This window comes from Pseudomonas sp. RIT-PI-o (assembly GCF_001297215.1).
Taxonomy (GTDB): domain Bacteria; phylum Pseudomonadota; class Gammaproteobacteria; order Pseudomonadales; family Pseudomonadaceae; genus Aquipseudomonas; species Aquipseudomonas moraviensis_A.
Genome location: NZ_LHPA01000028.1, coordinates 130,253 through 155,342 on the forward strand (window position 1 = coordinate 130,253; position 25,090 = coordinate 155,342).

Here is a 25,090-nt window from a genome sequence, read left to right on the forward strand (position 1 = left end):
TGCTGCCTCAGCGCAAAATGATCAGGTGCCCCAACACCCGATGCTGCTCAAACCCCAACACTCCCTGCAGCGAATTCAGCACCGCCTGCGGGTCCTTGCTCGGAAAGCTGCCGCTGACCTTGCGCGCTGCCAGGTCATCGTTGAGCAGCACAATCCGCCCCGGGTAATAGCGGCGCAGATCCTCGACCACATCAGCCAACGTGGTTTTGTAGTAAGTCAGCCAACCCTGACGCCAGGCCAGTTGCGCTTCACTGTCGACGGTATGCAGTTTTTCCGCCGTGCCGTCGGCGTAGGCGACTTGCTGGCCGGCCGTGAGAATCTGTTGTTGGCCATGCTCATCCGCCGTCACCGCGACACGTCCGGACAATACCGTCACTTGCGCACCATGGAGTTGCCGGCGCACGTCGAACTGCGTGCCGAGTACCCGCGCCTCGCCCTGCTCCGCCGCCACTACAAACGGATCGCCGGTGTGGGCGACGCTGAAGAAACCGGCGCCACGGATCAACTGCACGCGGCGCTGACCGTGGCTGAAATCCACGGCAATCGCACTATCGGCATCCAGCGTCACTTGCGATTGGTCGGCCAAGGTCACCGTGCGGATTTCACCGGGCGCCGAGACGTGATCGGCGCGCAGATCGTCGAGCCAGCGCTGCGCTTGCCACCCCGTGCCGAGGCTGACCATCAGCAGCAGACACGCGGCCACCGCCAGCGCTCCAGACCAACGCAACAATGGCGAACGCCGTGGCGCATCCATCGCCTGCAGATAACCTTGCAACGCGAACGCCTCTTCATCGGCCAGCGTGCGCGCCGGGGCTTCGCTGAGTTCCCAGATCACCTGCGCCTGCGCATACGCCTCGGCGTGGGCGGGATCGGCGCGCAGCCATTGGCTGAAGGTCAGTTGATCATCAGTGCTCGGGCGGTCGTGCAACAGGCTCAGCCAGGCCAGCGCGGCCTGCTCCTGGGCCGGTGTCGGTGTGATCGGAGTGGATGGCTTCACGGTGCTTTCCCTGGCAGGCGTGGCGCGGGGTCGCGCAGGCTGGCCTTGCAGGCCTCGAGGGCGCGCATCATATGTTTTTCCACGGCACTTTGGGACAGGCCCATGGCCTTGGCGATTTCGGCGTACTTGCGCCCGTGAATGCGATTGAGCAGAAAAATCTGCCGCGTGCGTTCGGGCAAGGCGCGCAACGCTGCTTCGACATGACGCAGATCATTGCCGGCTTCGAGCGCGGCCTGGGGTTCGCTGCCGTGGCTATCGGGTTCGTCCGGCAGCCAGCCATCATTGAACCGCGTGCGCGTGCCTTCGCTGCGCAAATGATCGATGGCGATGTTGCCGGCGCAGCGCAGCAGATAGGTGCTGAGTTCTTCGACCTGGACCAGCGGCCGCCGCCAGAAGCGCAAAAACAGATCCTGGACCAGATCCGCCGCCGTCGCCCGACAACCGACGCGCCGGTTCACCAGTGCTTCCATTTGCGCACGCTGGGACAGAAACACCTGGAGAAAATGCGCACGCGCGCCACGCGCTTCATCATCACGCGATTCCGGCGGCAGACCGATCAGCACTTCAGCACTGCGCCCATGCCGCAACCGGACTCGCCAACAGGCTCAACCCGGCCAGTGCCAAGGCCAGACGCGGGCGATACGGCAGCAACAGCACCAGTGCCAAAGCGCTGAGCATCAGCACCGCGAACCAGTCGACCAGACCGAAACTCCAGCCATTGGCTGCCACCGCCGCCCACAGCGACAGCACCAACAACAGCCATCCCGCCAACGACATCGCTCGCTGCCGTCCAGTCGAAGGTTTGGCGCCGAGCAATTCAGCGTGATGGCGAGGCATCGACAGACACAATGCGGTGAAGCCGGCGTAGGTGAGTAACAGGGCCAGCAGCATCAGTTGGCACTCTGTTCAAGGGTAATCGACCGAGGCGATGACTTTACTTTGGGAACGCTGACGCGGTTGCCAGCACGCTGCATCTTGCGCGCAGCCCAGCCGAGAAAAAGCCCCGTCGCCAGACAAGTCAGATCAAATCCGGCCAACGCCCAATCGCGCTGTATCAAGGTCGCGCCAAGATTCCACGGCGTAGTCAGCGCATTGATCAGCGGCACCGCGATAAACAGCGCGGCGCCGAGCGTCAGCTGTTCGATCCAGGCCTTGCGGCCCGGACGCAACACCGCATGCACCAGGCTCAGGCCCCAGGCGATGAAGAACGCATTCACTTCCCAGTCGGCCCGTCCCGTCAGACTCACCGGCAACAACCGATTGGCCAAAAAGAATACCGCCACCGCCGACACCAGCCCGGCCATGCTGGCAATATTAAGCACTTCGACCAAACGCAATTCGAACGGCAGCGCTGCGCTTTTTGCGTGCTTGAGCTGACGCTTGCCCAGCCAGATCACCAGCCCGGTGCCGATCATCGCCGTGCCGGCCAGTCCGCAGATGAAATACAGCCAGCGCAACAGCGGCCCGGCGAAATGGCCCATGTGCAGACCGTAGAATGCACCACCCACCGACATCGCCATGGGTTGATCGGGGGTACTGCTCAGAAGCTGCCCAGTGACGCCGTTGAACGTCACCGCCCGGCCAAAATCATGCACCACCCGATCGCCTGCGCGGGACAGCACCACCGTGGCGCTGGCATCGCCCGGATTGCTCACCGACAGGCGCGCGGTGTGGCCGCCCGACCACTGCTCGCTGGCCTTGGCAAGTAGCGGAGCCATGGCGGTCAGCGGCGCGGCGATATCAGCACGTTCCGGCGTCTTCGAGGCGGGAAAGACTTCGTCGTAAAACTTGCGCACGTCACTGCCGTAAGAGGCAACGATGCTCGCCGGCATGACCATCGACATGAAAATCACCAGGCTGCTGTAGGTGATCATCAAGTGAAACGGCAGCACCAGCACACCCACCGCGTTATGCCCGTCGAGCCAGGAACGCTGGCCCTTGCGCGGGCGAAAGGTGAAGAAGTCCTTGAAGATTTTCTTGTGGGTGATGATGCCGCTGATCAACGCGACGAACATCACCATCGCAGCGATGGTCGCCAGCCAGCGGCCCCACGGATAAGGCATCTGCAACTGGAAGTGGAAGCGGTAGAAGAACTCGCCGCCCATGCTTTCGCGGCCCTGTACTTCGGCCCCGCTCTGCGCGTCGAGGGTCCTGGATTCGAAGCGACCGCGCTCCCCGGGCTTGCCCGGTGCCTGCTGCCAGCGCACGGTAAGGCCGGGATCGCGGGCATCGGGCAAATCGATCAGCCAGCGCGAAGCACCGGCGGCATGTTGCTGCAGATAGTTTTGCGCCAGGGTCAGGCTCGCTTCGGCATCGAGTGGATGCGCAGCCATTTCCGGCTGCATCCAGTGACTGATTTCGTCTTTGAAGTAAGCCAGCGTTCCGGTGAAAAAGATCGCGAACAGCAACCAGCCGAACACCAGTCCGGCCCAGGTGTGCAGCCAGGCCATCGCCTGGCGAAAACCCTCTTTCATGCCAGCCCCAGACCGCGCGCGACACCGGAAATGGTGGCGAGAATCACGCTCGGCACCAGCAAGCCGACCCATGCCGACCATGCGCTGCGGCAGGCAAAGCACCAGAGCACTGCGACCAGCCAGACGAGAAAGGACACGGTCATGCCGGTGACCACGGCTTCAGCGCGGTTCAACGGCAGCCACAGCGTCAGGGTGACACTGGCCAGCGCCGCGACCAGATAGCCGCCGAAAACCGCCGCCAGCACTCGCGAAGTGACGGCCAGACGATAGGACATGGGAAGCGTGGCGAGTTTGCCTTTCATGTTTCGACCCTGAAACGAAAAACGTTCGGCCGACAAGCCGAATCTACAGGCGAGCAATATTAATGATAAATATTCTCATACGCAAAAGCATCTGATTGCCGGACACGGTCCCCAGCCCCTACAATGCGAACCGTTCTTGTTCTCTAACGCACGTTCTCTACGCAAGCATTGCGTCCGGAGTCATTTCGTTGCCGCCCGCCCATCCTGTCGAATCGCTCTATCACGCCCATCACAGTTGGCTCACCGGCTGGCTGCGGCGCAAGCTCGGCTGCCCGGACAGCGCGGCGGATCTGGCTCAGGACACGTTCGTCAAAGTGCTCACCGCCCGCGAGCCGCCGGTGATCATCGAACCGCGCGCGTTTCTCACCACCTTGGCCAAGCGTGTGCTGTTCAACCATTACCGGCGGCAGGATCTGGAACGCGCCTACCTCGAGACGCTGGCGCAAATGCCCGAGATGGTCGCGCCGTCGGAAGAACACAAAGCGATCATCCTGCAGACGTTGCTCGAACTCGATGAGCTGCTCGACGGTTTGCCGCAGCCGATCAAACGCGCCTTCCTGCTCGCGCAGGTCGATGGCCTGACTTATCCGCAGATCGCCGCTGAACTGGGTATCTCGATAGCCACGGTCAAACGCCATCTGAACAAAGCGGCGATGCGCTGCTATTTCGCTTTATGAATCGAGTGCCGGAATTTTCCGCGCAGGTCGCCGAACAGGCGGTGCACTGGCTGCTGGAAATGCAGCAGGGCACGCTCACCCCGCGCCAGCAACAGGCCTGGCAACAATGGCTGGATGCGCACAGCGAACACCGCCGGGCGTGGGAGCACATGCAACGGGTCAACCAGCGCTTGCGCGGCGTGTCACCGCCGTTGGCCCACGCGACGTTGAACGGGCCGAAGTCCGCCAGCCGTCGTCAGGCGCTGAAAATGCTGCTGATTCTCGGTGCCGGCTCAGCGGCGACCTGGGGCCTGCGCGAGCACACGCCGCTGCCGTCGCTGCTCGCCGATTACCGCACACCGGTCGGGCAGCGGCGCAAGATTGCCCTGGGCGGCGCCGATTCCTTGCAGCTCAATACCGCCAGCTCCGCCGATGTCGATAACGCGCAGCGCCAGATTCGTCTGCTTGAAGGCGAAATGCTCCTGAGCGCTGCGAGCCCGTTCGACATACACACGGCGCACGGCGTGTTGAAAAGCCAAGGGGCGCGCCTGAACGTGCGGCAGTTTGCCGATCGCACGCAGATCGCGCTGTTTGAAGGGCGAGTCGAACTCACCGCCAACCCGCGCGCGCCTCTGCTGCTGCCGGTCGCGCGTCAGCTGAGTTTTAGTGGCAGCGCCGTCAGCGAGGCCAAGCCGCTGGACGCCAACAGCGGCGCCTGGACCGACGGCATGCTGGTCGCCGCCCATATGCGCCTCGGCGACTTTCTCGAAGAGCTTGGCCGCTACCGGCGCGGTCAGTTGAGTTGCGCCAGCCAGGTCGCCGATCTGCTGATTTCCGGGACGTACCCGCTGGATGACAGTGAGCGGATTCTCGACCTGCTGGAAATCAGTTTGCCAGTGAAAGTGAGGCGCTTTACCCGATATTGGGTGAGCGTTGAAGCGCGGGTTTGAAAAGCAGGATCAAGAGATCGCAGCCTTCGGCGGCTCCTACAGAAGGCTGCGATCTTTTTATTTTCAAAACAAATGAGCCGTTTTTCAGATCTGGCGTGACAGAGAAGGAAAGCCCCCTTGATTCCCCCTTCTCAGGATCATCCACATGCAGCCCCCCCGCCTCACGCCACTGGCCCGCAGCCTGCGCAATCTTCTGCTTGGCGCCAGCCTGAGTTTCACCGCCCTGCCCGCCGCGCTGGGCGCCGAGACCAAGGTCTATCACATTGCCCCGGCGTCGCTGGAAACCGCGCTCAACCAGTTTGGCCGTGAAGCCGGCGTGCTGATCTCCTTCGGTTCGCAAGTCACCAGCGGTGTGCAAAGCCGTGGTCTGGAAGGCAATTACACGACGCAGCAAGGTCTCGATGCATTGCTCGAAGGCACCGGCCTGCAAGCCCGCGCCGAGGGCGAAAATGCCTTCAGCCTGCAACCGTTGGGAGATTCCGCGCTTGAGTTGGGCACTTCGACCGTGGTCGGCGACTGGCTCGGCGATGCGGCGCAGGTCAACGTGTTCGAACACCCGGGCGCGCGTGATGTGATTCGCCGCGACGAATTCGAACGCCAGGGCGCGACGCAGGCCCGTGACGTGCTCAACCGCATCCCCGGCGTCAATGCGCCGGAGAACAACGGCACCGGCAGCCATGACATGGCGCTGAATTTCGGCATTCGCGGTTTGAATCCACGTCTGGCCGCGCGCTCGACAGTCTTGATGGACGGCATTCCGGTGCCTTTCGCGCCGTACGGTCAGCCGCAGTTGTCGTTCGCGCCGATCAGCATGGGCAACATGGATGCCGTGGACGTGGTGCGCGGCGGTGGCGCGGTGCGTTACGGCCCGCAGAACGTCGGCGGCGTGGTCAACTTCGTGACCCGGGCAATCCCCGACGAGCCGACGGTCAAGGGTGGTTTCCAGACTGAAACCAGCCCGTCGTCGAGCCACGACGGTTTCAAGACCAGCGCCAATCTGCTGGCCGGCGGCACCAACGCCAACGGCCTGGGCGGCGCCTTGCTGTACTCCGGCACCCGTGGCGGTGACTGGCGTGAGCACAGCGATAGCGAGATCGACGACCTGATTCTCAAGGGCAAATACCAGCTCGACGAAGCCAACAGTTTCAACGCCATGGCCCAGTATTACGAAGGCAAGGCCGACATGCCCGGCGGTCTGAACGTCGCCGATTACGATGCCGATCCCTATCAGTCCACGCGCCCGAAAGACCAGTTCTGGGGGCGCCGGACGATGTTCAACTTCGGCTATCGCTATCAGGAAGATCGCCGCGAGTTCACCGCCAACACCTTCTTCACCAAGACTTTGCGCAGCGGCTATCTGGATCAGGGCACGTTCCTTTCGCTGTCGCCACGCGAGTATTGGGTGCGTGGCCTGGAAACCCGCTTCGCCCAAGGCTTCGACCTCGGTCCGAGCAGCCATGAAGTCGGCGTCGGCTACCGCTACATCAACGAGGCGGGCCACGAACTGCGCTACCGCACGCCGATCAGCGCCAACGAATACCCGACCACCAGCAGCCGCAACGACCGCGATACCCGTGGCGGCACCGAGGCCAATGCGTTCTTCGTCGACGACCGCATCGACATCGGCAAATGGACCATCACCCCGGGCGTGCGCTACGAGATGATCGAGTCGCAGCAGACCAACAACCTGACCAACGTCAAATACAAGGGCGACTACAACACCGCGCTGCCGGCGCTGAACGTGCTCTATCACCTGACCGACAGCTGGAACCTGTACGCCAACACCGAAGGCTCGTTCGGCAGCGTGCAGTACAGCCAGATGCCCAACCGCGTGAGCAGCGGCGAGGTGAAACCGGAAAAAGCGCGCACCTGGGAACTCGGCACGCGTTATGACAATGGTGCCCTGCGCGCGGAAATCGGCGCATTCCTGATCAACTTCGATAACCAGTACGAAAGCAACCAGACCAACGATTCGGTGATCGCCCGCGGTGAAACCCGCCATCAGGGCATCGAGACCAGCGTCAATTACGCCCTCGATGACTTGAGTCCGGCGCTGGCCGGTTTCGATGTCTACGCCAGCTACGCTTATGTTGACGCGACTATCCGCGAAGACGGGCCGAACAAGGGCAATCGCGTGCCGTTCTCGTCGAAACACAAAGGCACGATTGGTGTCGGTTACACCGAAGGCCCTTGGAAGTTGAATCTGGATAGCAGCTTCCAGAGCGATCAGTTCGCCGACAACGCCAACACCTCGAAGGAAAGTGCCGATGGCAGCACCGGCAAGATACCGGGGTACATGCTGTTCAGCAGCCGCGCCGGGTATGACTTCGGGCCGCAGTTGGCGGATTTGAATGTGGCGGTAGGCGTGAAGAACATCTTCAACACGCAGTACTTCACGCGCTCGTTTGATGACAACAACAAGGGCAAGTACGTCGGGGAGCCGCGGACGGTTTATGTGCAGACTTCTGTGGCGTTCTGAGGGTTGAAAAGCCCCTCACCCTAACCCTCTCCCTGAGGGAGAGGGGACTGATCGTGGGATGCTTGCGACGTACGCCGACCTGATTCTGCTTTGCCGAATCCATAATCGACTCGGTCTTTCAGGTCGATGTACCCCGCAAAACACCTTGGTCGGCCCCCTCTCCCTCCGGGAGAGGGCTGGGGTGAGGGGAATGGGCTACAGTGAAATATCAAACCAACTTCACAAGGATCGTGAAGCATGCAAACCCGCCCCACCCTCGCCCAATTCGCCCGCCAGTTACGCGTCAACCAAACCGATTGCGAACAGTTGCTCTGGCAAAAACTCCGCTCCCGCCAAATCGCCAATCTGAAATTTCGCCGGCAGTTTCCGTGTCCGCCTTAGGTGCTGGATTTTTACTGTGCGGAGCTGAAATTGGCGGTTGAACTGGACGGTGGTCAGCACTATGAAACAGTGGGATTGATTCATGACCAGCGCCGGACACGCTATCTGAACCAAAAGGGCATTGAAGTCGCGCGTTTCAGTAACCTCGAGGTGATCCAGCAGATGGACGATGTGCTAGAGCAGATCATAAGAATTGCGGCGAATCGAAAAATGCCCTCACCCTAACCCTCTCCCAGAGGGAGAGGGGACTGACCGTGGGACGCTTGCGAAGTACGCCGACCTGATTCTGCTTTACCGAATCCATAATCAACGCGGTCTTTCAGGTCGATGTACCTCTTCAGACACCTCGGTCGGCCCTCTCCCCGAGAGAGGGGGAACTGATCGCCCCCTCTCCCTCTGGGAGAGGGCTGGGGTGAGGGGCTTTTCTGCTACAAATAAAAAACGGGCCTGCATCAGCAGGCCCGTTCTCCTTGTGTGACTTGTGAAATCAGCGCATCAACTGTTGATGGCTGCCTGTTCGTTCTCGTCGAATTCTTCCGCCAGCAGCTTGTCGTTGGCCTTGCCGGTAAATGGCACTACCGCAGCGCGTGGTTTACCTCGCAGTTTGCCGAACAAATGATCCAGTTTGTGCTCGAGTTTTTCGGCAGCACCGTCGATCGCCTGTTCCAGCGAATCGGCTTTGTGGGTCACGGAAATGGGTTGGTGGCCTTTTGGCCGCGCTTCCAGTTGGCAGCGCAAGTCATGGGGACCTGGCTTCTCGCCGTTCTCGTCGCTGAGGTGGACTTCGACACGGGTCAGGTCTTCTTCATAACGGTCGAGCGTGCTCTCAATAGTTGTACGTACCCACTCCTCCAGTCGCTTACTGCTTTGAATATGGTTATCGCTGTTGACTTGGATTTGCATAGTTCATCCCTTATTTCAGCTAGCTCGCTGGAGGCCTTGAGTTGAATTTCCTGACCTCCTGGTTACAACAATCGGCCCGAGCGCCGAACATTTCAACCCCTGAAAAAAGAAAAATATTCATTCGCAAAAAAAGCCGGACAACCGAGCAAAGCGCTGCTAAGGTCGGGAGTTGGGTCGACCCGCTCCGCTGAAAAATCTACTCACATCTGCTGCTCATTCAGCGGGTGCAGACTGCGAAAAATCCCCGCCTCCTCCACCAGCCAATCGTGCACGGCACGTACGCCCGGATGGCTCAACGCCCCCGGCGCATACAGCAGCACGTAGCGTTTATGGTTAGGCACCGACAAGCCGAACGGCACGATCAGAGTGCCGCGTTCCAGCTCGTCGTTGAGCAGCGTGCGCCGGGCAATTGCCACGCCCATGCCGGCAATCGCCGCTTCGATGGTCAGGTGATTGCGATTGAACGTATGCCCGCGGCGCACATCGGCGCCTTCGAAGCCGATCGCATTCAAATAGAACTCCCATTCCGCATATTCGTAACTGCCACGCCAGGCGGTGATGTCGTGCAGCAGCGGGAAATGCACCAGATCCGCCGGCCCGTGCAACGGCGGTCGCCCACGCAGCAGGCTCGGCGCGCATACCGGAAATATCTGTTCGTCGAGCAAGGCTGTGGATAACAATCCGGGGTAACTGCCATCGTTGAGATCGATCGCCAGATCGAAATCGCCTTGGTGCAACGGCACGCTGCTGTCCTCCGCCACCAGGCGCAACTGGATGTCCGGAAAGCGTTGCTGCAAGCGCGGCAAGCGCGGGGTCAGCCACTTGCCGAGAAACGACGGAATCGAACGCAGCCGTAACGTCCCGCTGATCATCCCGGCATCCAGTCGGCGCAACTCCGCATCGATGCTGCCATAGGCTTCGTTGACAGTAATCGCCAGCCGCTGCCCCTGCGCGCTCAACTCAACGCCGCGCGCTCGCCGATGAAACAGGCGAAAGCCCAGGCGCTCTTCCAATTGGCGAATCTGCTGGCTGACCGCCCCCGGGGTGATGTGCAGCTCTTCGGCGCAGCGGGTGAACGACAGGTGCCGGGCCGCACAGGCAAATACCTGCAGCCAGACATAGGTCTGGGCATGCAATTGACGACTCATTGTTTAGTCCTGCTAAAGGCTGTCTTAGGAGGTTTCGTTGGTCACCTCGAACCGAGGCAGGCAGTATCGCCGACATTGCGCTTGTCCGACAAAAAATGGCAGCGATTCCTACTCCATTGCTTGTGAGGGTTTAGCATGGCTATCAGTGTTTTCGATCTATTCAAAGTAGGCATCGGCCCGTCCAGTTCCCATACCGTCGGCCCGATGCGCGCAGCGGCGACGTTTGCCCAGACCCTGATCGACCAGCATCTGCTCAATGACGTGCGACGGGTGGAAATCCGTTTGTATGGCTCGCTGTCGGCCACCGGCGTTAGCCATGCCACCGACCGCGCGACCGTCATGGGCCTGATGGGCGAGTGGCCGGACAGCATCGATCCGTCGACCATCGATCCACGCATCCAGCAACTGCGCGAAACCGGGCAACTGTCCCTCGCCGGTCAGCGTTCGATTGCTTTCGACTGGCAGAGTGATCTGCTGCTGCTCGACGAGAGCCTGCCCTACCACCCCAACGCCATGTCGCTGACCGCCTTTGGCGAAAGCACCGAATTGTTCACGCAAACCTATTACTCGGTGGGCGGCGGTTTCATCGTCGAAGCCGCTGAAGCCGAGTCAGGCGTGGCGCCGACCAGTGACGTGGTGTTGCCGTACGACTTTTCCAGCGCCGCCGAATTGCTCGCCCTGTGCAAGCAACACAATCTGCGCGTGTCGGAATTGATGATGGCCAACGAACGCGCCTGGCGTAGCGACGCCGAGATCCGCCAGGGCCTGCTGCACATCTGGTCGGTGATGCGCGAATGCGTCGAACAAGGTCTGCGCCACGAAGGCATCCTGCCCGGCGGTCTGAAAGTGCCGCGCCGCGCAGCGAAACTGCACCGCAGCCTTTTGGAAATCGGCAAACCGAATGTGATCAGTTCGACTTTGTCGGCAATGGAATGGGTCAACCTGTTCGCCCTCGCCGTCAACGAAGAAAACGCCGCGGGCGGGCGCATGGTCACCGCGCCGACCAACGGCGCCGCCGGGATCATTCCGGCCGTTCTGCACTACTACATGAAATTCAATCCGGATGCGTCTGACGATGACGTCGTTGCGTTCTTTCTCGGCGCAGCCGCTGTCGGCATTTTGTGCAAGAAAAATGCGTCGATCTCTGGCGCCGAGGTCGGGTGTCAGGGCGAAGTCGGCTCGGCTTGTGCGATGGCCGCCGCCGGCTTGGCCGATGTACTCGGGGCAACGCCAGAGCAATTGGAAAACGCTGCCGAAATCGGCCTCGAACATAACCTGGGTCTGACCTGCGATCCGGTCGGTGGCCTGGTGCAAGTGCCGTGCATCGAGCGCAATGCCATCGCGGCGGTGAAGGCGATCAATGCCACGCAAATGGCCCTGCGCGGCGATGGCAATCACTTCATCTCGCTCGACCGGGTGATCCGCACCATGCGCGACACCGGCGCCGACATGCACGACAAGTACAAGGAAACCTCGCGGGGCGGCCTGGCCGTTAACTGGGTGGAGTGCTGATTGGCCTGACTGCACCGTCAGCGGTCGTTGACTCATTCCTGCCCTGAAAACGCGCCGAAAAAAACGGCGAGCCCCGAGGCTCGCCGTTTTTTTCACCGGGTTTATTGTTCGACAATTTTTCCGGCATGCGCCTTGCTACATCACTCTTGAGGCAAACGGACATTGCGAACCTCAGCGAACGAGATGCCAGTGGTCTGGTGTTGCGAACCAAATCGGATCATGGCCGGTCAACAACTGCACGTTCAATCAGGCGGTGACGCATCATGGACAACCCATTTCAAATCATTACCGATGCTTTTGCGCCGGACTATCAGATCAATCTGAGCATTCAGGGCCTGGACGGCAGCATCATGCTGACCCTGTCCAACGCCGGCCGCATCGTGGCCAAACGCATGATCAGCGCCGAACAGCGCAACGATCCAGAGCGGCTGAAGCGGCTGGTGCAAAGCATTCAATTCGGCATCGCCATCGAACAAGGCCACAGCGCCATGTCGATTCTCGAGGCCATGACCAACGGCGCCGGGCTGACCCCGCCACCGCCACGGGTCAAAGGCCAGCCCGGCCAGGCGGCGGGCCTTTAAAGCTCGCCCTTCTCCACTTCAGGATGTTCGCTGGAGCCCGTGCCGATCTTGCGCTGCGGGTTCTCGATCTTCACCGAAGGGAACTGCGACGAGGCGTAACGCACCACCAGGATCGCGAACGCCAGCAGCAGAATGCCGCCGCACAGATAGATGATGCCCATGTCCGGCGGGTTGTGGTGCGAGACGTTGGAGATCAGCAGGCGCGTCAGCGCGGTGATCGCTACGTAGATCAGAAAGCGCACCGGCATGTGGTTGGTCTTGAAATAAATCCCGACCATCGCGCCCAGTTCCAGATAGATGAACAGCAACAGAATGTCATCAATCTTGATATGCCCGACTTCGAGCATGCCGAGAAACTCCATCACCGCCGCCCATGCCGTCACCGCACCGATGGCGAACAACGCCAGGTAGTGAAAGGTTTCGACGAACAGGTTGCCCAGGGACTCGGCCAGTTGATGCACGTTGCGCCGCAGTTTCTCGGCCCAGTTGATTTTCACGATGAGTTTCCTTAGCCCGTATCGGGCGGATGATGCGTATCGCACGTGACGGTTTTGCGCGCGCGCCTTGTAGCAACGGTTTTCATGCAGGTTCAGGGCCACGCATCATGGCGATCCGCCGCAAATCCCGCGCCGTGGCGTTTGGTCGCACCGCTGGACTTTCCGTGGGAGCGAACCTGCTCGCGATAGCAGCGACACCGTCCCCCTGACAAACGCCAAATCCGGTCTACATTGAAAAGCCACTACCCATGGCGCAGGGATTCGCTTATCCTTTTCGCTGTATATGGATACAGTAGTCGTCAAGACAACTTAACGTGAAGGCATGTGAGGTGGTGAATGGCCGTCGAAGTGGTATACCGCAGCAGCCGAGATCTGGAGCGCTTGTTCATGGATAAAGCCGAAGCTGATCGTCATGACAAAATGCTCGAACTGGCCGAATATCTGGCCGATGTGCTGCAAAAAGCCGTTCCGTCCCTGACCGAACAGCAAGTGGAAGAAGCCGGGATCTACATGGCGAAGAATCGCGATGTGTTCGCCCGCGCGTTCAAGAGCCAGCCCGATGCGCTGTCGGAGCTGATCAATGCGCCGGCCGAGCCTGTGGAAAAGACCGAAGTTGCAGAACCTGACGAGGCACCGGCGAAGCCCGCCAAAGCAGCGAAAGCGCCGAAGTAATTCGCGCCCAATAAAAAGATCGCAGCCTTCGGCAGCTCCTACATTCCGAGTGTAGGAGCTGCCGAAGGCTGCGATCTTTTGCTTTTCAGCGATACAAAACCTTTTCGGCCAACTCATCGGCCACCCGTGCCGGCGAACGTTTTTCCGCCTGGGCGTGAGCGAACACTTCGGTCAACCGCGAACTGATCTTCGACAGATGCGCCGTGATGGTCGGCAACTCCTCGCCACGATGCTTCAGCGAAACGTAGATAAGCCCGCCAGCATTGATCACATAGTCCGGCGCATAAAGAATCCCGCGCCGTTCCAGTTGATCCGCCACGTCCAGATGGGAAAGTTGATTGTTCGCTGAACCCGCCACAGCGGAGCAGCGCAATTGCGAGACTGAATGACTGTTGAGCACCCCGCCCAATCCGCACGGCGCCAGAATGTCGCAGGGCGTGCTGAGCAGCGCATCGTTGGCGATCGGGTGGGCATTGAGCTGTTCCATCGCCAGTTGCACCTTGCCGTGATCGATGTCACTGACCAGCAACTCGGCGCCTGCCGCGTGCAGTTGCTCGGCCAGCGCATAACCGACATTGCCAAGGCCCTGAATGGCGATGCGCAAACCTTCCAGGTTGTCGCTGCCCAGGCGCGCCATCGCCGTGGCGCGGATGCCGGTGAACACGCCCATGGCTGCGTGCGGCGCCGGGTCGCCTGCCGAAGTGGTGCTGGTGACATGCCGGGTCTGCTGGGCAATGCAGTCCATGTCCGCCACCGAGGTGCCGCTGTCGATGGCGGTGATGTAGCGGCCGTCGAGCTGCTCGATGCAACGACCGAAAGCCTCGAACAACGCGCCGCGATTCTCGACATGGATCGGCCGCACGATTACCGCCACCCCACCACCCTGCGCAAGGCCGGCCAGCGCCGCTTTGTAGCTCATGTTTTGCGCCAGGCGAATGGCGTCCTCGACCGCAGATTCGTCGTTGGGATAGGCAAGGTAACGGCACCCGCCCAAGGCTGGCCCCAGACGGCTGTTATGAATGGCAATGACCGCCTTCAACCCGGTGACCGGGTCAACGCTCAGGTGCAGCGATTCCAGGCGAGTGCTTTGCATGAGAGCGAACATCGACAGGCTCCCGAATCACTTCTTGTAGAACGCCAGTATAGGCTTGCCCCTGAAAATTGCTGGCGCGCGCCGGCATAAGCCGCCGAGCGGGCAATGTCGTGCCGCGATAACTTGCGCTCAATGAGCCAGACACTGGACGAAGCACCCGGACGGGGCTAAAACGAGGCATTGGAGGGAGATTTAGATGAGTCCGCGCCAACGCTTTTTCGACTGCCTGCACCGTTCGCCGCCAGCCCTGCTGGAAGCTGCGCTGTGGATAAGTGCCGAGCACGACAAAACCGTCGAACCCGAAACCTGGTTGCGCACGTTCAAGGATCTGCAATTACGGGTCAGCTATGGCTTGCCGATGCTGCCGGTCAGCGAACTGGCGCAACCGCTGTTGCGGCGCATGGTCGATCTTGGTTTCGCCCAGGATGATTTCCTGCCGCTGCGTCCACAGGCGGCGCTGCTGCATCGCGTCTTGCACACTCAACGTGGTCAGCCGCTGGCGTTGGCGTTGATTGCGCTGGAATTGGCCCACGGCCTGGAGATTCCTCTGGTCGGGGTGAATTTCCCCGGGCATTTTCTGCTGCGGGTTCCCGGCGCCGATCATTTGCTCGACCCTTGCGGCGGGCGGCGGTTGTATCCCAATGACTGTCGCGAATTGTTGCAGCGCCAGTACGGGCCGAACATGCAGCTCAGCGCCGAGCATCTGCTGACGGCAACGCCGGTGCAGATGCTGCAGCGCCTGTCACGCAACCTGCGGCAATTGCACCTGACCCACGACGATTACATCGCCGCGCTCATTGACGCAGAACGAGTGCTCGAACTGGGCGGCGCCAAGGCGGCTGATTACATGGCCAGGGCCAGTCTGTACCAGCGGCTCGACTGCCCCAACGCTGAGCGCTTCGATCTGGAGCACGCGCTGTTGCTCAGCGAAGACCCGATCCAGCGCCTGCGCCTGACCGAACGCCTCGGCCATCTGCCACCCCACTCCGTCGTCCATTAACCACCTTCTGCAGGCTTGCCCCCATCCTTGAGGCCCGTACAAACCTGTGTGGGAGCGAGCCTGCTCGCGAAGCAGGCACCTCGGTCTCCCGGTCAAACCGCGTTATCGTTCTTCGCGAGCAGGCTCGCTCCCACACTGGATCGGCGGATCTCAGTCGGCGAGCGCACCTGAATGATCAGCAGCGCAGCTATCACCGCCGGGATCGCGCAGAAGAAGAAAATCTGCTCCACCGGTATGTGCATTGCCAACAGCAGACTGCCAAACAGCGGCCCGAGGATCGAACCGAAACGCCCCACGCCCAGTGCCCATCCGGTACCGGTGGCACGCACATGAGCCGGGTAAAAATTGCTGGCAAAGGCATTCAGCGTCAGTTGCCCGCCGATGATGCAGAACCCGGCGGCAAACACACAGGCCACCAGAAAACGCGGATCGTCGTGGTTGAGCCCGAGCAGAATCGTGCACAGCGCCGCCCCTGCCAGTACGCCGGACAACAGGCGCACCTTGCGGTGCAAACGGTCGGCGAACCAGGCCATGCAAATCGCGCCAAGGGTCCCGGCGAACAGGAACATCGAGGTAACAAGGTTGGCCTCGTTAAGTTTCAAACCGCTTTCCAGCAGCAGCGTTGGCAGCCAACTGATCATGAAATACAACAGAATCAGGCTGACAAAAAATGTCGCCCAGATCAGCAGGGTCGGCCGCCCATAGCCGTTGCGAAACAACTCGACCACGGTCAGTTTGCTGCCCAGCTCGCGCTCGTTCTGCTCGACGCTGGCCACCGGTGGCTGCCAGTCCGGCAACATCCGCGTGGTGACCTTGCGCAGCCGTGCATACGGCGGTGCATCACGCAGCAAGCGCGGAAGCGACTCCGGCAGCATCCACCACAGGAAAGGAAACAGCAGCAATGGCGTCACGCCGCCGGCGAGGAACACTGCCTGCCAACCGAACTGGTCGATAAAACCGGCCGCGACAAAACCGCCCGCGGCGCCACCGAACGAGAAGCCACAGGCTGCCAGGGTCACCATCAAGGTGCGCAGACGCGGCGGCGAATATTCCGACATCAAGGCCATGGCGCTGGGCATCGCGCCGCCCATGCCGATGCCGCAGATGAACCGCGCAATCATCAACGTGTTCAGCGAATCGGCGAAAACCATCAGCACCGTCAGCGTGGCGTAGATCAATACGCAGGCAAGCAGAATTCGCCGCACACCAAAGCGATCAGCCAGCGGCGTAACCGCGAGAGACCCGAGAGTGAGACCGAGCAGGTTGGCGCTGAAAACCGGCCCGAACGCGGATTTTTCCAGCCCCCAATCCTGGGCCAGCGCGGGCACTACATAACCGAGCACCTGGGCATCGTAACCGTCGGTGACCAGCAGCAAGGCGAGCAGAATCAGCAGCAACCACTGATAACGAGACACAGGCCGGGCGTCGAGCGCCGCGCGGAAGCTGGCAATCTGGTTATGCATCGCAAGGTACCTGTTTTTGTTTTTATGGTTTTTATGTCGCAACCCAGCCCTTGTCGGAGCGAGCCTGCTCGCGAAAGCGGTGGGTCAGCTGAATGAAAGGCCACTGACACCAGGTCTTCGCGAGCAGGCTCGCTCCCACAGGGACTACGGGGTGTCCGGTTGATTGGCAGGATGTGCCTTGATAAACGCCGGATGTTCAGCCGCCAACGCGGCCACACGGCGGATTCTCGGGTAGGCATCAAGGCTTACGTTGAACCGCTCGGCCGCATACAACTGCGGGATCAGATACACATCCGCCACGCACGGCCATTCGCCAAAACAAAAGCCACTGTCACCGATCAACTGCTCCACCGTCGCCAGCCCTTGGCTGATCCAGTGACTGATCCACTCCACCACCTGCGCCTCATCCTGTCCCGACTGGCGCAGGCGATTGAGTACGCTGACGTTGTGCAGCGGATGCACATCGCAGCCGATTACCGCCGCGACACCGCGCACCTGCGCGCGCGCCACCAGATCATCCGGCAGCAACGGCACCTGTGGATAACGTTCCTCCAGGTACTCGATGATCGCCGGCGACTGAATCAGCACCGCGCCGTCATCGGTCCGCAGCGCCGGCACTCGGCCCTGCGGATTGATCGCCAGATACGCCGCTTGCCGATGTTCGCCACCCGACGGTGCGATCAGGTTGACCGGCAGCGCCTGGTAATCGAGACCCTTCAACGCCAGCGCAATGCGCACCCGGTACGACGAAGTGGAACGGTAATAAGTGTAGAGATCCATAAGCCGCTCCTGTCAGCGCGCCGCAATCACGGTGCCGCGGCATTCGCCGAAGCCGATCGACGCAAAACCGTCGCGGGCGCAGCGGGCGCGCAAGATGATTTCGTCACCGTCCTCAAGGAATTTGCGCACTTCGCCGGACGCCAGTTCGATCGGTTTCTTACCGCCCTCAGTGATTTCCAGCAGGCTGCCGAACTGACCGTTTTCCGGGCCGGACAAGGTGCCCGAACCGAACAGGTCACCGGCCTGCAACTGGCAGCCGTTGACGCTGTGATGCGCGACCATTTGCGCGACGGTCCAGTACATGTAACGGGTGTTGCTCAGGGTCAGGCGATGGGCCGGCAGGTTCTGCTCGCGCATGGCTTCGGTGCGCAGCAGCACCTCCAGTTCGATGTCGAAGGCGCCGCCGTCCTGATCGCGCTTGTCGAGCAGATACGGCAGCGGCTGTGGATCGCCTTCGGGACGCGCCGGCTGTGCCGTGCGGAACGGTTCCAGCGCTTCGGCCGTTACTACCCAGGGCGAGACGCTGGTGATGAAACTCTTCGACAGAAATGGCCCCAGCGGCTGGTATTCCCAAGCCTGGATATCCCGCGCCGACCAGTCATTGAGCAGACAGAAACCGGCGATGTGCTCGGCGGCGTCCCCGATGGCAATCGGCTCACCCATCTCGTTGCCCGGGCCGATCCAGATGCCCAGTTCCAGTTCGTAATCCAGACGTGCGCAGGGTCCGAATATCGGTTCGGTCTGCCCGGCCGGCAGCGTCTGGCCTTTCGGCCGGCGCACGTCGGTGCCGGATGCACGCACGGTGGACGCGCGACCGTGATAGCCAATCGGCACGTGCTTGTAGTTCGGCAGCAGCGGGTTATCCGGGCGGAACAGTTTGCCGACGTTCTGCGCGTGCTCGATGCCGACGTAGAAATCGGTGTAATCGCTGATTCGCGCCGGCAGGTGCATCTGGCAATCGGCAGCCAACGGCAGCACTGTCGCACCTTGCGCTTCGATGTTGCCGCGCAGGGTGCTGCCTTCACTGAACAGTTCGATCAGGCGCTCGCGCAAGGCAACCCGTGCCTCCCGGCCGAGTTCGAAGAACGCGTTCAAGTGTCCGCCGTGCATGGCTTCCACCGCGCTGCGGGCGACACCGTCGAAGAGACCGGCCTCAAGCGCCACCTGCAAATCGAAGATGTGCTCGCCAATCGCCACGCCCGCGCGCGGCGTCGAACCGTTCAGGCTGAACACGCCCAGCGGCAGGTTCTGCAAGGGGAAATCACTGTGACCATTGGCCGAAGCGACCCAGCTGCGGGGGATGGAATTGTGTGTCATGGGTTATCTCCGGGTCGGGTCGAACGTGGCGGGCAGAGTCGCCCAGCAGGCGTCGTAACTGGATTGCAATTGTGGGCAGTCGAGGGCGAAACGGCTTGGGCGCAACACCTGGCTGGTCTCGAACATGAAGGCCATGGTGTTGTCGATTTTCGCCGGCGCAAGCTCGGCATTGATGGCTTTGGTGCAGGTCTCGCCGTCCGGACCATGGGCGCTCATGCAGCTGTGCAGCGAAGCGCCGCCGGGCACGAAACCTTCAGCCTTGGCGTCGTACTCGCCCTGGATCAGGCCCATGAATTCATTCATCAGGTTGCGGTGGAACCACGGTGGCCGGAAGGTTTTTTCGGCGACCATCCAGCGCGGCGGGAAGATCACGAAATCGAGGTTGGCCAGACCGTGCACACTGGTCGGTGACGTCAATACCGTGAAGATCGATGGATCCGGGTGATCGAAACTCACCGTGCCGATCGTGTTGAAGCGGCGCAGGTCATATTTGTACGGCACGTTGTTGCCGTGCCAGGCGACCACATTGAGTGGTGAGTGATTGAGTTCGGTGGCCCATAACTGGCCAAGGAATTTCTGCACGAGGGTGGTGGGTTGTTGCAGGTTTTCGTAGGTGGCGACCGGGGTGAGGAAATCCCGTGGATTGGCCAGGCCGTTGCTGCCGATCGGCCCCAGGTCCGGCAAGCGCAGCGGCGCGCCGTGGTTCTCGGCGAGGTAACCGCGCGCCTGCGGATCGAGCAGTTCGACGCGGAATTTCAGGCCACGCGGCAGCACCACGATCTCCAGCGGCGCGACTTCCAGCACGCCCAGTTCGGTGGCGATGCGCAGCCGGCCCAGTTGCGGCACCAGCAGCATTTCTCCGTCGGCGTTGAAGAACACGCGCTCCATCGAACGGTTGGCGGTGTAGTTGTAGATGCTGATGCCGGACGGTTTTTCGTCGCCAGCGTTGGCCGCCATGCTTACCAGGCCATCGATGAAATCCGTCGGCTCGGACGGCAGATCCAGTGGATTCCAGCGCAGACGATTGGGGGTCACTTCACCCAACGGTCCGCCCGCCAGTTGCCGCTCCAGTCTGACGAACGCCGGATGATTGGCCGACGGCTGAATCCGGTACATCCAGGTCCGCCGCGCTTCGCTGCGCGGCATGGTGAACGCGGTGCCGGAAAACAATTCGGTATACAGGCCGTACGGGGCTTTCTGCGGGGAATTCTGGCCAACGGGCAGGGCGCCGGGCAACGCTTCAGTGCTGAATTCGTTGCCGAAGCCTGACTGATAAGCCAAGGCCTGCGCGGTTGAATCGAGGTTCATGGAGCCTCCTGAACAGGGAGTCGGCAGTGGCCCATCGCTCTGGCTCAGAGGTCTCGGCACGCCGGGGTTGTTATTATCGTAATCTGATTACGCATAACGTAATTTGCTCGCTATCCAGCGTCAAGCTATAAAGACGCCCATTCGAACCGGAACCGCCAGCCCCATGGAAAAAACCAGCGACAGCAACGGCAAACAGAAAGTCCGCTCCGCCGAAGTCGGCACCGACATCCTCAAAGCCCTGGCCGAGTTGTCACCGTCGACTTCGCTGTCGCGTCTGGCCGAACACGTGCAGATGCCGGCGAGCAAGGTGCATCGCTATTTGCAGGCGTTGATTGCCTCGGGATTTGCCGAACAGAACACCGCTACGAACCATTACGGCCTCGGCCGTGAAGCGCTGCGCGTAGGGCTGGCGGCACTCAACAGCATGGACGTGCTGAAAGTCGCCGCCCTGCCGCTGTCCGATTTACGTGATGAACTCAATGAAACCTGCTTCCTCGCGGTATGGGGCAATCAGGGCGCAACCGTGGTGCACATCGAACCGGCGGTGCGCGCGGTGACGGTGGTGACGCAACTGGGTTCGGTCCTGCCGCTACTCAGTTCGTCCACTGGACTGGTGTTCAGCGCCTACCTGCCGCACCGGGAGACCGATGAGTTGCGCGCGCAGGAAATCGCCGTCGCGGAGCATCCGCTCAAGGACGAAAAAGCCTTTGCAGCGCTCTGTGAACAGATCCGCGAACGTGGCCTGCATCACGTGCATGGTTTGTTGATGCCGGGGGTGGATGCGCTCTCTGCCCCGGTGTTCAACGCGGTCGGGCAGATCGCCGCCGTGCTGACCATTGTCGGTCCGACCTCGCTGTTCCACGCCGACGAAAACGGCCCGGCGGCGCAGCGGTTGTTGGCTGCGACGCGGGCCGTAAGTTGGCGAATGGGCTATGAACGATAAGCCTGGCCTATGAGCGTCCGGAACGACTCAACGAACCGTGGTCTTGCTCAATGCGGCGTCAGCATCTTGCATCAGTGATTTGAAGAAGCCGATCAGCTCATCCTGGGTGTCTTCATTGCCGGTGTAATACGTAACGAGTTCGGCAACCGTCCGCGCGTCTTCGAACATATCGAGAAACGAGCGCTGCACACGGGTAAGTTGTTTCACGGTTGCGCCCGCCGCCGCAGCCTGCCCCAACGTCAGCAGTCCGCTCATTACGTCCCGTACATGCCCGAGCGCAGCGGAATAATCACCCCGTAGGTCCGATTGCGACGCGTCGTAGATGCTTTTCATCACCTGCACAGCTACCACGACAGTGCCCACGGGAGGCACCAACAGGCTGACGATATTCGCGACTTTCAACAGGTTGTTGTAGACAATGCCGGCGATTATTTCATTGAGACTGATGGTGCGTTCATCGATATCACTCAATACACGGCGCACTCGCTCATCATGGAAAGTGAACAGATCAGGCAATAACGAACGCTGTTGCGTGCGAATAACCGGCTTGGTGTCGACCGTTGCGACCAGGTTATCGAAGTAGTCATTGATCACTTTCTGGTCACGCAGCAATATCCGCTCGCTGTAGTAATGGCGGAACGGGCCGTTTCGAAAACGAATCGAAGGGATGAACTCAGCGATTGGCCGGAAGCTGACGAGATCAGGCGCGTCAGGCGTGTACAGTAAATCGAGAAGCCCTGACAACAACTTCAGTCGGAAGATATAGACGCCGCCAACTGTGCGGTCCCACGCAGCCGTGAAACCCAGTCCGCCGATATTGAATTTGTAAAGCCCGACGCCACCTTCAGAGCTGCTGTCTGGAATTGACTGATAGCCGCCACTCTCTTTCAGATTATCGATAATCCATTGGATAGCAGAGAACAACTCTGTCGATAATCTGCCATTGGTAAAGTCCGCATAAGCGTTGCGGTACATTTCACAGCGGATTTTTCGGCCGTGTACAGCGCGTTTGAACGGGTAATCAGGATGAGCCTTGTTCTGATGTCGCTCTTTGAGCATCGCGGTATATCTGTCACCGGGACGGAAAGTTTTCGACAGCGAAGAAAGGTCGCGGATATCCAGTTTTTCAACGGCAGGATGCCCATTCACCAAATAATATTTCGGGCTGAATTTCGTTTCGTAGGCCGGGTGGACAGCTTCAAAGGCCAGTCCCTCGAGCAGAACGTCGGTCACGCTCTTACGAAACTCTTCGGTCTGAACCATGATGTGGTCGGGGTTGACCGAAACGTTGCTGCCACGCTGACGCAAGATGTCTTCGATCTGAGCTTTCACCGCGTCATAGGTGAACTGTTCGAATGTCGGGAAACCATTGTCTCGTGCATCAACGGTGGACAGCGCCTTGAGTTCGGTTGTCAGACGCGAGTAGCGCTTGCGGCCCTCGACGCCAAGTGACCGATAACCTAAAGGGGCAATGGCCTTGTGCAGGGCAACTTCGGCTCGGTAAGCGACATTGACGTAGTCCGCCAGCGGTGTTTTGGCATTCAGGCCAAGATCGACCGGTCGGCTATCGAGCTTATAGCGGTAGTGCAACTGTGTTGGATCGCTGCCGAGCAACTCACCCGCGTCGTGCAGGTAGTCTGGATGGATCAGCAAAGCCGCATATTCACGATTTGCGGACAATGCCGACTCGAGCCAGCGATTAGCTGCGTAAATATCGGAGAATTTTTGCAGTTCGAATTCACCGCCAGGTGTTTTTACCAGCATCAGCGAAGGTACATATTCTCTGGCCGAAATCATCAGGACGTCTTTCAACGCTGGTACCTGTAAATTGATTCGCACGCCCTGAATAGTCACCGCGGGGTCATTGGCCATGGCGCGAGCGATGATGTTCGCATCGGTGGAATCCAGCTTCCCGGAGTAGCGAGCGACAAAAACTGCAAACTCCATCTGGCTGAAGAGATAGTTGCGATAAGCCTCCTGGTAATCAACCGACGGCGAGAATGCCAGGCTGCCGGTATATTCCAGCCGCAGGTTGCGATTTGCCAGCCACTGCTCAAGCGCTGCGGCCGTCAGCCGACTTCCGTCGGGCGCACCGGTGATAGTCAGGGTCGCTTGATAACCCGTGTCGTGCAGTCCGAAAACGATAAATTCGGTCAACGTCCGGGTGTCTTCCTGCTCGATGGTACGCCCGGCAATTTGCAGCCTGTACGAGCTATGGACACTTATCGTCTCTGGGTCCAGGTGTTCCCCGAGCACTCTGTCTGCCCATTCAGCGAATGTCCGCGCCACATAATCCTTGAACGAAAAGCACGCATCGAACGCGCTCGAATAGGCTGCCTGGTATTCATCCCTGGATTCTTCAAGTTCGGTGTAGCGCTGTTGAACATCGCTACCTGCGGCATGAAGCCAAAGCGGCCAATCGGTACGTTTCAATGCTGCCCAAAGCAGATAGAAGCGGGTGTCGATACCGTAGCGCAGCACATGCAGGCCCTGGTTTTCCTGCAGCACGGAGGTAAGTGGACTCTCCAGTTGGTCCCGGCCGCTGAGCAACGAGGACACGCTTTCCAGCTGACCCTTCAGGTGAGCCTCTGCGCAGAAGGTGTGAGGACTCTGTGTCGCTTTCAGGTATCGGATCTGCTCGCTGCGCAAAGACAGCCGCTGCTGGAGTTTGCTGTGCAGCTCGGTATTTTTGTCAAAGAACTCGAAGCCGTTTTCCGGCGTGTGCATAAGGTAGGAAGTCGATTCGTTACCCAGCTGCATTTCTGCATCCAAACGCTCGGCGTTGTCCAGGACGAAACACGGCTGGAGCGAAAGCAAATAATCCTGCGCCGGTTGCAACTTGACTTCAAACGCTGCGCGACCGGCGTCTGCGTCGAGCAGATGGGCGAACCGCTCACCCAACCGGGCATCGAAATTGTTGGCCATGACCGAGAGCGACAGCTCCGCACTCGTGACCACGGCGTACGCTTCGATGAAAGCCTGCTTATTGGACAACGGTGCAGAGTCCGGGCGCATGGATCTGGCTGGCGCCGCCCAGAACTTTGCGATCTCGGCTCGCAACGTTTTTTCAAATCCGCCTGCTACGGCAGCGATCAGATCTTCGACAATAAGAGTATTGAGGACATTGACTTTGAATTGTTCACTGAATGTGTTTGGCAGAAAGAAAACACCATCGCCGCCGAGTATGTAGGCGGGACTGACATCATTATTCAAACAATGAACAGTAACATCCCAAAGAGTCCCCGAAGGGCGCTTTTGGTCAGCGGGGAAAGCAGGGTCGGTATTTATGTAGACCTTGTCGATATCAACCGTTTTGCCCAAACGCTTCAATTCATTTTCAAGCATGTTGCGAAGAATGCCCAGCACGCTCGGCATGGCGTCGATGATCTTGAGCAGATCTGCTTTTGCCCGACTGGCCTTCTCCCATTCCTCAGCCCAGGAAACTTGCTCCCCCAAAGAGCCACGCATCAGACTTTTGAACAACTTAACCATAACTTTTCCTTACTTATACTATCCAGAACTGCGAATGCAGCCGCTGTAGATAGTTGCAAGGTAGTTTCTTTTCCAACCAACATGAAGGGCGAACAATTTACAAAACATGCCAACAAACAGACAGAACCTTTTTGCACTACAA

At 60.0% G+C, this 25,090-nt stretch carries 21 protein-coding genes and 2 pseudogenes; 9 read left to right on the top strand and 14 right to left on the bottom strand.

The genetic code is table 11. The annotated features are described in order from the left end of the window. Positions 1-7 precede the first annotated feature (7 nt). From AEQ63_RS19335 to AEQ63_RS19355, 5 genes are read right to left on the bottom strand one after another with little or no spacing between them, the layout of a single operon-like run. A complete protein-coding gene (locus AEQ63_RS19335; RefSeq protein ID WP_064364429.1) occupies positions 8-997 on the bottom strand; it encodes a FecR family protein in 990 nt (329 codons plus the stop codon). Beyond that, positions 994-1,560 carry an RNA polymerase sigma factor gene (locus tag AEQ63_RS19340; protein WP_064364430.1) on the bottom strand — a complete coding sequence of 189 codons (567 nt, stop codon included), beginning with the start codon at positions 1,558-1,560 and terminating at the stop codon, positions 994-996. The genes AEQ63_RS19335 and AEQ63_RS19340 overlap by 4 nt, the downstream gene beginning before the upstream one ends. A gap of 1 nt (position 1,561) precedes the next feature. After that, a complete protein-coding gene (locus AEQ63_RS19345; protein ID WP_064364431.1) occupies positions 1,562-1,888 on the bottom strand; it encodes a DUF3325 domain-containing protein in 327 nt (108 codons plus the stop codon). Continuing rightward, complete coding sequence (locus AEQ63_RS19350; RefSeq protein ID WP_064364432.1) at positions 1,888-3,471, bottom strand: PepSY-associated TM helix domain-containing protein; 1,584 nt, start codon at positions 3,469-3,471, stop codon at positions 1,888-1,890. Before AEQ63_RS19350 ends, AEQ63_RS19345 begins: the two co-directional genes overlap by 1 nt. After that, on the bottom strand, positions 3,468-3,773 hold the full coding sequence (locus AEQ63_RS19355; RefSeq protein ID WP_064364433.1) for a DUF3649 domain-containing protein: 306 nt from the start codon (positions 3,771-3,773) through the stop codon (positions 3,468-3,470). The genes AEQ63_RS19350 and AEQ63_RS19355 overlap by 4 nt, the downstream gene beginning before the upstream one ends. Before the next feature lie 188 nt (positions 3,774-3,961). Here AEQ63_RS19355 and AEQ63_RS19360 point away from each other — a divergent pair, with 188 nt between their 5' ends. From AEQ63_RS19360 to AEQ63_RS19375, 4 genes and pseudogenes are all read left to right on the top strand, one after another. Further along, on the top strand, positions 3,962-4,450 hold the full coding sequence (locus tag AEQ63_RS19360; RefSeq protein WP_042607676.1) for a sigma-70 family RNA polymerase sigma factor: 489 nt from the start codon (positions 3,962-3,964) through the stop codon (positions 4,448-4,450). Continuing rightward, entirely contained in the window at positions 4,447-5,379 is a 933-nt protein-coding gene (locus tag AEQ63_RS19365) for a DUF4880 domain-containing protein (RefSeq protein ID WP_064364434.1), read from the top strand. The genes AEQ63_RS19360 and AEQ63_RS19365 overlap by 4 nt, the downstream gene beginning before the upstream one ends. Before the next feature lie 145 nt (positions 5,380-5,524). Next, on the top strand, positions 5,525-7,858 hold the full coding sequence (fecA, locus tag AEQ63_RS19370) for a TonB-dependent Fe(3+) dicitrate receptor FecA (protein WP_064364435.1): 2,334 nt from the start codon (positions 5,525-5,527) through the stop codon (positions 7,856-7,858). Positions 7,859-8,095: 237 nt separating this feature from the next. Beyond that, positions 8,096-8,464 (top strand): annotated as a pseudogene (locus AEQ63_RS19375) (endonuclease domain-containing protein). Between the two features lie 270 nt (positions 8,465-8,734). On the opposite strand, the gene AEQ63_RS19380 reads toward AEQ63_RS19375, so the two are convergent. Together AEQ63_RS19380 and AEQ63_RS19385 are read right to left on the bottom strand one after the other, a co-directional pair. Further along, positions 8,735-9,142 (bottom strand): HPF/RaiA family ribosome-associated protein, encoded by a 408-nt coding sequence (locus tag AEQ63_RS19380; RefSeq protein WP_016771629.1) that lies wholly within the window; start codon positions 9,140-9,142, stop codon positions 8,735-8,737. A 200-nt stretch (positions 9,143-9,342) separates the two neighbouring features. Beyond that, positions 9,343-10,290, bottom strand: a complete 948-nt coding sequence (locus AEQ63_RS19385) for a LysR substrate-binding domain-containing protein (protein WP_042607673.1) — start codon at positions 10,288-10,290, stop codon at positions 9,343-9,345. A 135-nt stretch (positions 10,291-10,425) separates the two neighbouring features. Here AEQ63_RS19385 and AEQ63_RS19390 point away from each other — a divergent pair, with 135 nt between their 5' ends. Together AEQ63_RS19390 and AEQ63_RS19395 are read left to right on the top strand one after the other, a co-directional pair. After that, on the top strand, positions 10,426-11,802 hold the full coding sequence (locus AEQ63_RS19390) for an L-serine ammonia-lyase (RefSeq protein ID WP_064364436.1): 1,377 nt from the start codon (positions 10,426-10,428) through the stop codon (positions 11,800-11,802). Between the two features lie 263 nt (positions 11,803-12,065). Continuing rightward, positions 12,066-12,383 carry a DUF3509 domain-containing protein gene (locus tag AEQ63_RS19395; protein WP_042607671.1) on the top strand — a complete coding sequence of 106 codons (318 nt, stop codon included), beginning with the start codon at positions 12,066-12,068 and terminating at the stop codon, positions 12,381-12,383. On the opposite strand, the gene AEQ63_RS19400 is transcribed toward AEQ63_RS19395, so the two are convergent. Beyond that, complete coding sequence (locus AEQ63_RS19400) at positions 12,380-12,880, bottom strand: phosphate-starvation-inducible protein PsiE (protein ID WP_016771633.1); 501 nt, start codon at positions 12,878-12,880, stop codon at positions 12,380-12,382. The genes AEQ63_RS19395 and AEQ63_RS19400 overlap by 4 nt on opposite strands. Positions 12,881-13,216: 336 nt before the next feature. Here AEQ63_RS19400 and AEQ63_RS19405 point away from each other — a divergent pair. Beyond that, positions 13,217-13,471, top strand: a pseudogene (locus AEQ63_RS19405) (YebG family protein); the annotation flags it as partial. A gap of 166 nt (positions 13,472-13,637) precedes the next feature. Here AEQ63_RS19405 and AEQ63_RS19410 read toward each other — a convergent pair. Further along, positions 13,638-14,657 carry a Glu/Leu/Phe/Val dehydrogenase family protein gene (locus AEQ63_RS19410; protein WP_042607669.1) on the bottom strand — a complete coding sequence of 340 codons (1,020 nt, stop codon included), beginning with the start codon at positions 14,655-14,657 and terminating at the stop codon, positions 13,638-13,640. 184 nt (positions 14,658-14,841) lie between these two features. Here AEQ63_RS19410 and AEQ63_RS19415 point away from each other — a divergent pair, with 184 nt between their 5' ends. Continuing rightward, positions 14,842-15,645 carry a SirB1 family protein gene (locus AEQ63_RS19415; protein ID WP_064364437.1) on the top strand — a complete coding sequence of 268 codons (804 nt, stop codon included), beginning with the start codon at positions 14,842-14,844 and terminating at the stop codon, positions 15,643-15,645. 92 nt (positions 15,646-15,737) lie between these two features. Here AEQ63_RS19415 and AEQ63_RS19420 read toward each other — a convergent pair whose 3' ends face one another. The 4 genes from AEQ63_RS19420 to hmgA form a co-directional block, all read right to left on the bottom strand. Beyond that, positions 15,738-17,108, bottom strand: a complete 1,371-nt coding sequence (locus tag AEQ63_RS19420; RefSeq protein ID WP_064364438.1) for an MFS transporter — start codon at positions 17,106-17,108, stop codon at positions 15,738-15,740. Positions 17,109-17,252: 144 nt separating this feature from the next. After that, on the bottom strand, positions 17,253-17,888 hold the full coding sequence (gene maiA / locus AEQ63_RS19425) for a maleylacetoacetate isomerase (protein WP_064364439.1): 636 nt from the start codon (positions 17,886-17,888) through the stop codon (positions 17,253-17,255). A gap of 12 nt (positions 17,889-17,900) precedes the next feature. Continuing rightward, positions 17,901-19,205 carry a fumarylacetoacetase gene (gene fahA, locus AEQ63_RS19430; RefSeq protein WP_064364440.1) on the bottom strand — a complete coding sequence of 435 codons (1,305 nt, stop codon included), beginning with the start codon at positions 19,203-19,205 and terminating at the stop codon, positions 17,901-17,903. 3 nt (positions 19,206-19,208) lie between these two features. Continuing rightward, positions 19,209-20,513, bottom strand: a complete 1,305-nt coding sequence (hmgA, locus tag AEQ63_RS19435; protein ID WP_064364441.1) for a homogentisate 1,2-dioxygenase — start codon at positions 20,511-20,513, stop codon at positions 19,209-19,211. 163 nt (positions 20,514-20,676) lie between these two features. Here hmgA and AEQ63_RS19440 point away from each other — a divergent pair, with 163 nt between their 5' ends. Continuing rightward, a complete protein-coding gene (locus AEQ63_RS19440; protein WP_042607663.1) occupies positions 20,677-21,456 on the top strand; it encodes an IclR family transcriptional regulator in 780 nt (259 codons plus the stop codon). Positions 21,457-21,483: 27 nt separating this feature from the next. On the opposite strand, the gene AEQ63_RS19445 is transcribed toward AEQ63_RS19440, so the two are convergent. Then, a complete protein-coding gene (locus tag AEQ63_RS19445) occupies positions 21,484-24,948 on the bottom strand; it encodes a dermonecrotic toxin domain-containing protein (protein WP_064364442.1) in 3,465 nt (1,154 codons plus the stop codon). Positions 24,949-25,090: the final 142 nt, after the last annotated feature.

Bases quoted from the DNA above. Each gene is read 5' to 3' on its own strand.
- AEQ63_RS19345 (WP_064364431.1), bottom strand. From the start codon at position 1,888: ATGCTGCTGGCCCTGTTACTCACCTACGCCGGCTTCACCGCATTGTGT.
- AEQ63_RS19350 (WP_064364432.1), bottom strand. From the start codon at position 3,471: ATGAAAGAGGGTTTTCGCCAGGCGATGGCCTGGCTGCACACCTGGGCC.
- AEQ63_RS19355 (WP_064364433.1), bottom strand. From the start codon at position 3,773: ATGAAAGGCAAACTCGCCACGCTTCCCATGTCCTATCGTCTGGCCGTC.
- AEQ63_RS19365 (WP_064364434.1), top strand. From the start codon at position 4,447: ATGAATCGAGTGCCGGAATTTTCCGCGCAGGTCGCCGAACAGGCGGTG.
- fecA (WP_064364435.1), top strand. From the start codon at position 5,525: ATGCAGCCCCCCCGCCTCACGCCACTGGCCCGCAGCCTGCGCAATCTT.
- AEQ63_RS19380 (WP_016771629.1), bottom strand. From the start codon at position 9,142: ATGCAAATCCAAGTCAACAGCGATAACCATATTCAAAGCAGTAAGCGA.
- AEQ63_RS19385 (WP_042607673.1), bottom strand. From the start codon at position 10,290: ATGAGTCGTCAATTGCATGCCCAGACCTATGTCTGGCTGCAGGTATTT.
- AEQ63_RS19390 (WP_064364436.1), top strand. From the start codon at position 10,426: ATGGCTATCAGTGTTTTCGATCTATTCAAAGTAGGCATCGGCCCGTCC.
- AEQ63_RS19395 (WP_042607671.1), top strand. From the start codon at position 12,066: ATGGACAACCCATTTCAAATCATTACCGATGCTTTTGCGCCGGACTAT.
- AEQ63_RS19410 (WP_042607669.1), bottom strand. From the start codon at position 14,657: ATGTTCGCTCTCATGCAAAGCACTCGCCTGGAATCGCTGCACCTGAGC.
- AEQ63_RS19415 (WP_064364437.1), top strand. From the start codon at position 14,842: ATGAGTCCGCGCCAACGCTTTTTCGACTGCCTGCACCGTTCGCCGCCA.
- AEQ63_RS19420 (WP_064364438.1), bottom strand. From the start codon at position 17,108: ATGCATAACCAGATTGCCAGCTTCCGCGCGGCGCTCGACGCCCGGCCT.
- maiA (WP_064364439.1), bottom strand. From the start codon at position 17,888: ATGGATCTCTACACTTATTACCGTTCCACTTCGTCGTACCGGGTGCGC.
- fahA (WP_064364440.1), bottom strand. From the start codon at position 19,205: ATGACACACAATTCCATCCCCCGCAGCTGGGTCGCTTCGGCCAATGGT.
- hmgA (WP_064364441.1), bottom strand. From the start codon at position 20,513: ATGAACCTCGATTCAACCGCGCAGGCCTTGGCTTATCAGTCAGGCTTC.
- AEQ63_RS19440 (WP_042607663.1), top strand. From the start codon at position 20,677: ATGGAAAAAACCAGCGACAGCAACGGCAAACAGAAAGTCCGCTCCGCC.
- AEQ63_RS19445 (WP_064364442.1), bottom strand. From the start codon at position 24,948: ATGGTTAAGTTGTTCAAAAGTCTGATGCGTGGCTCTTTGGGGGAGCAA.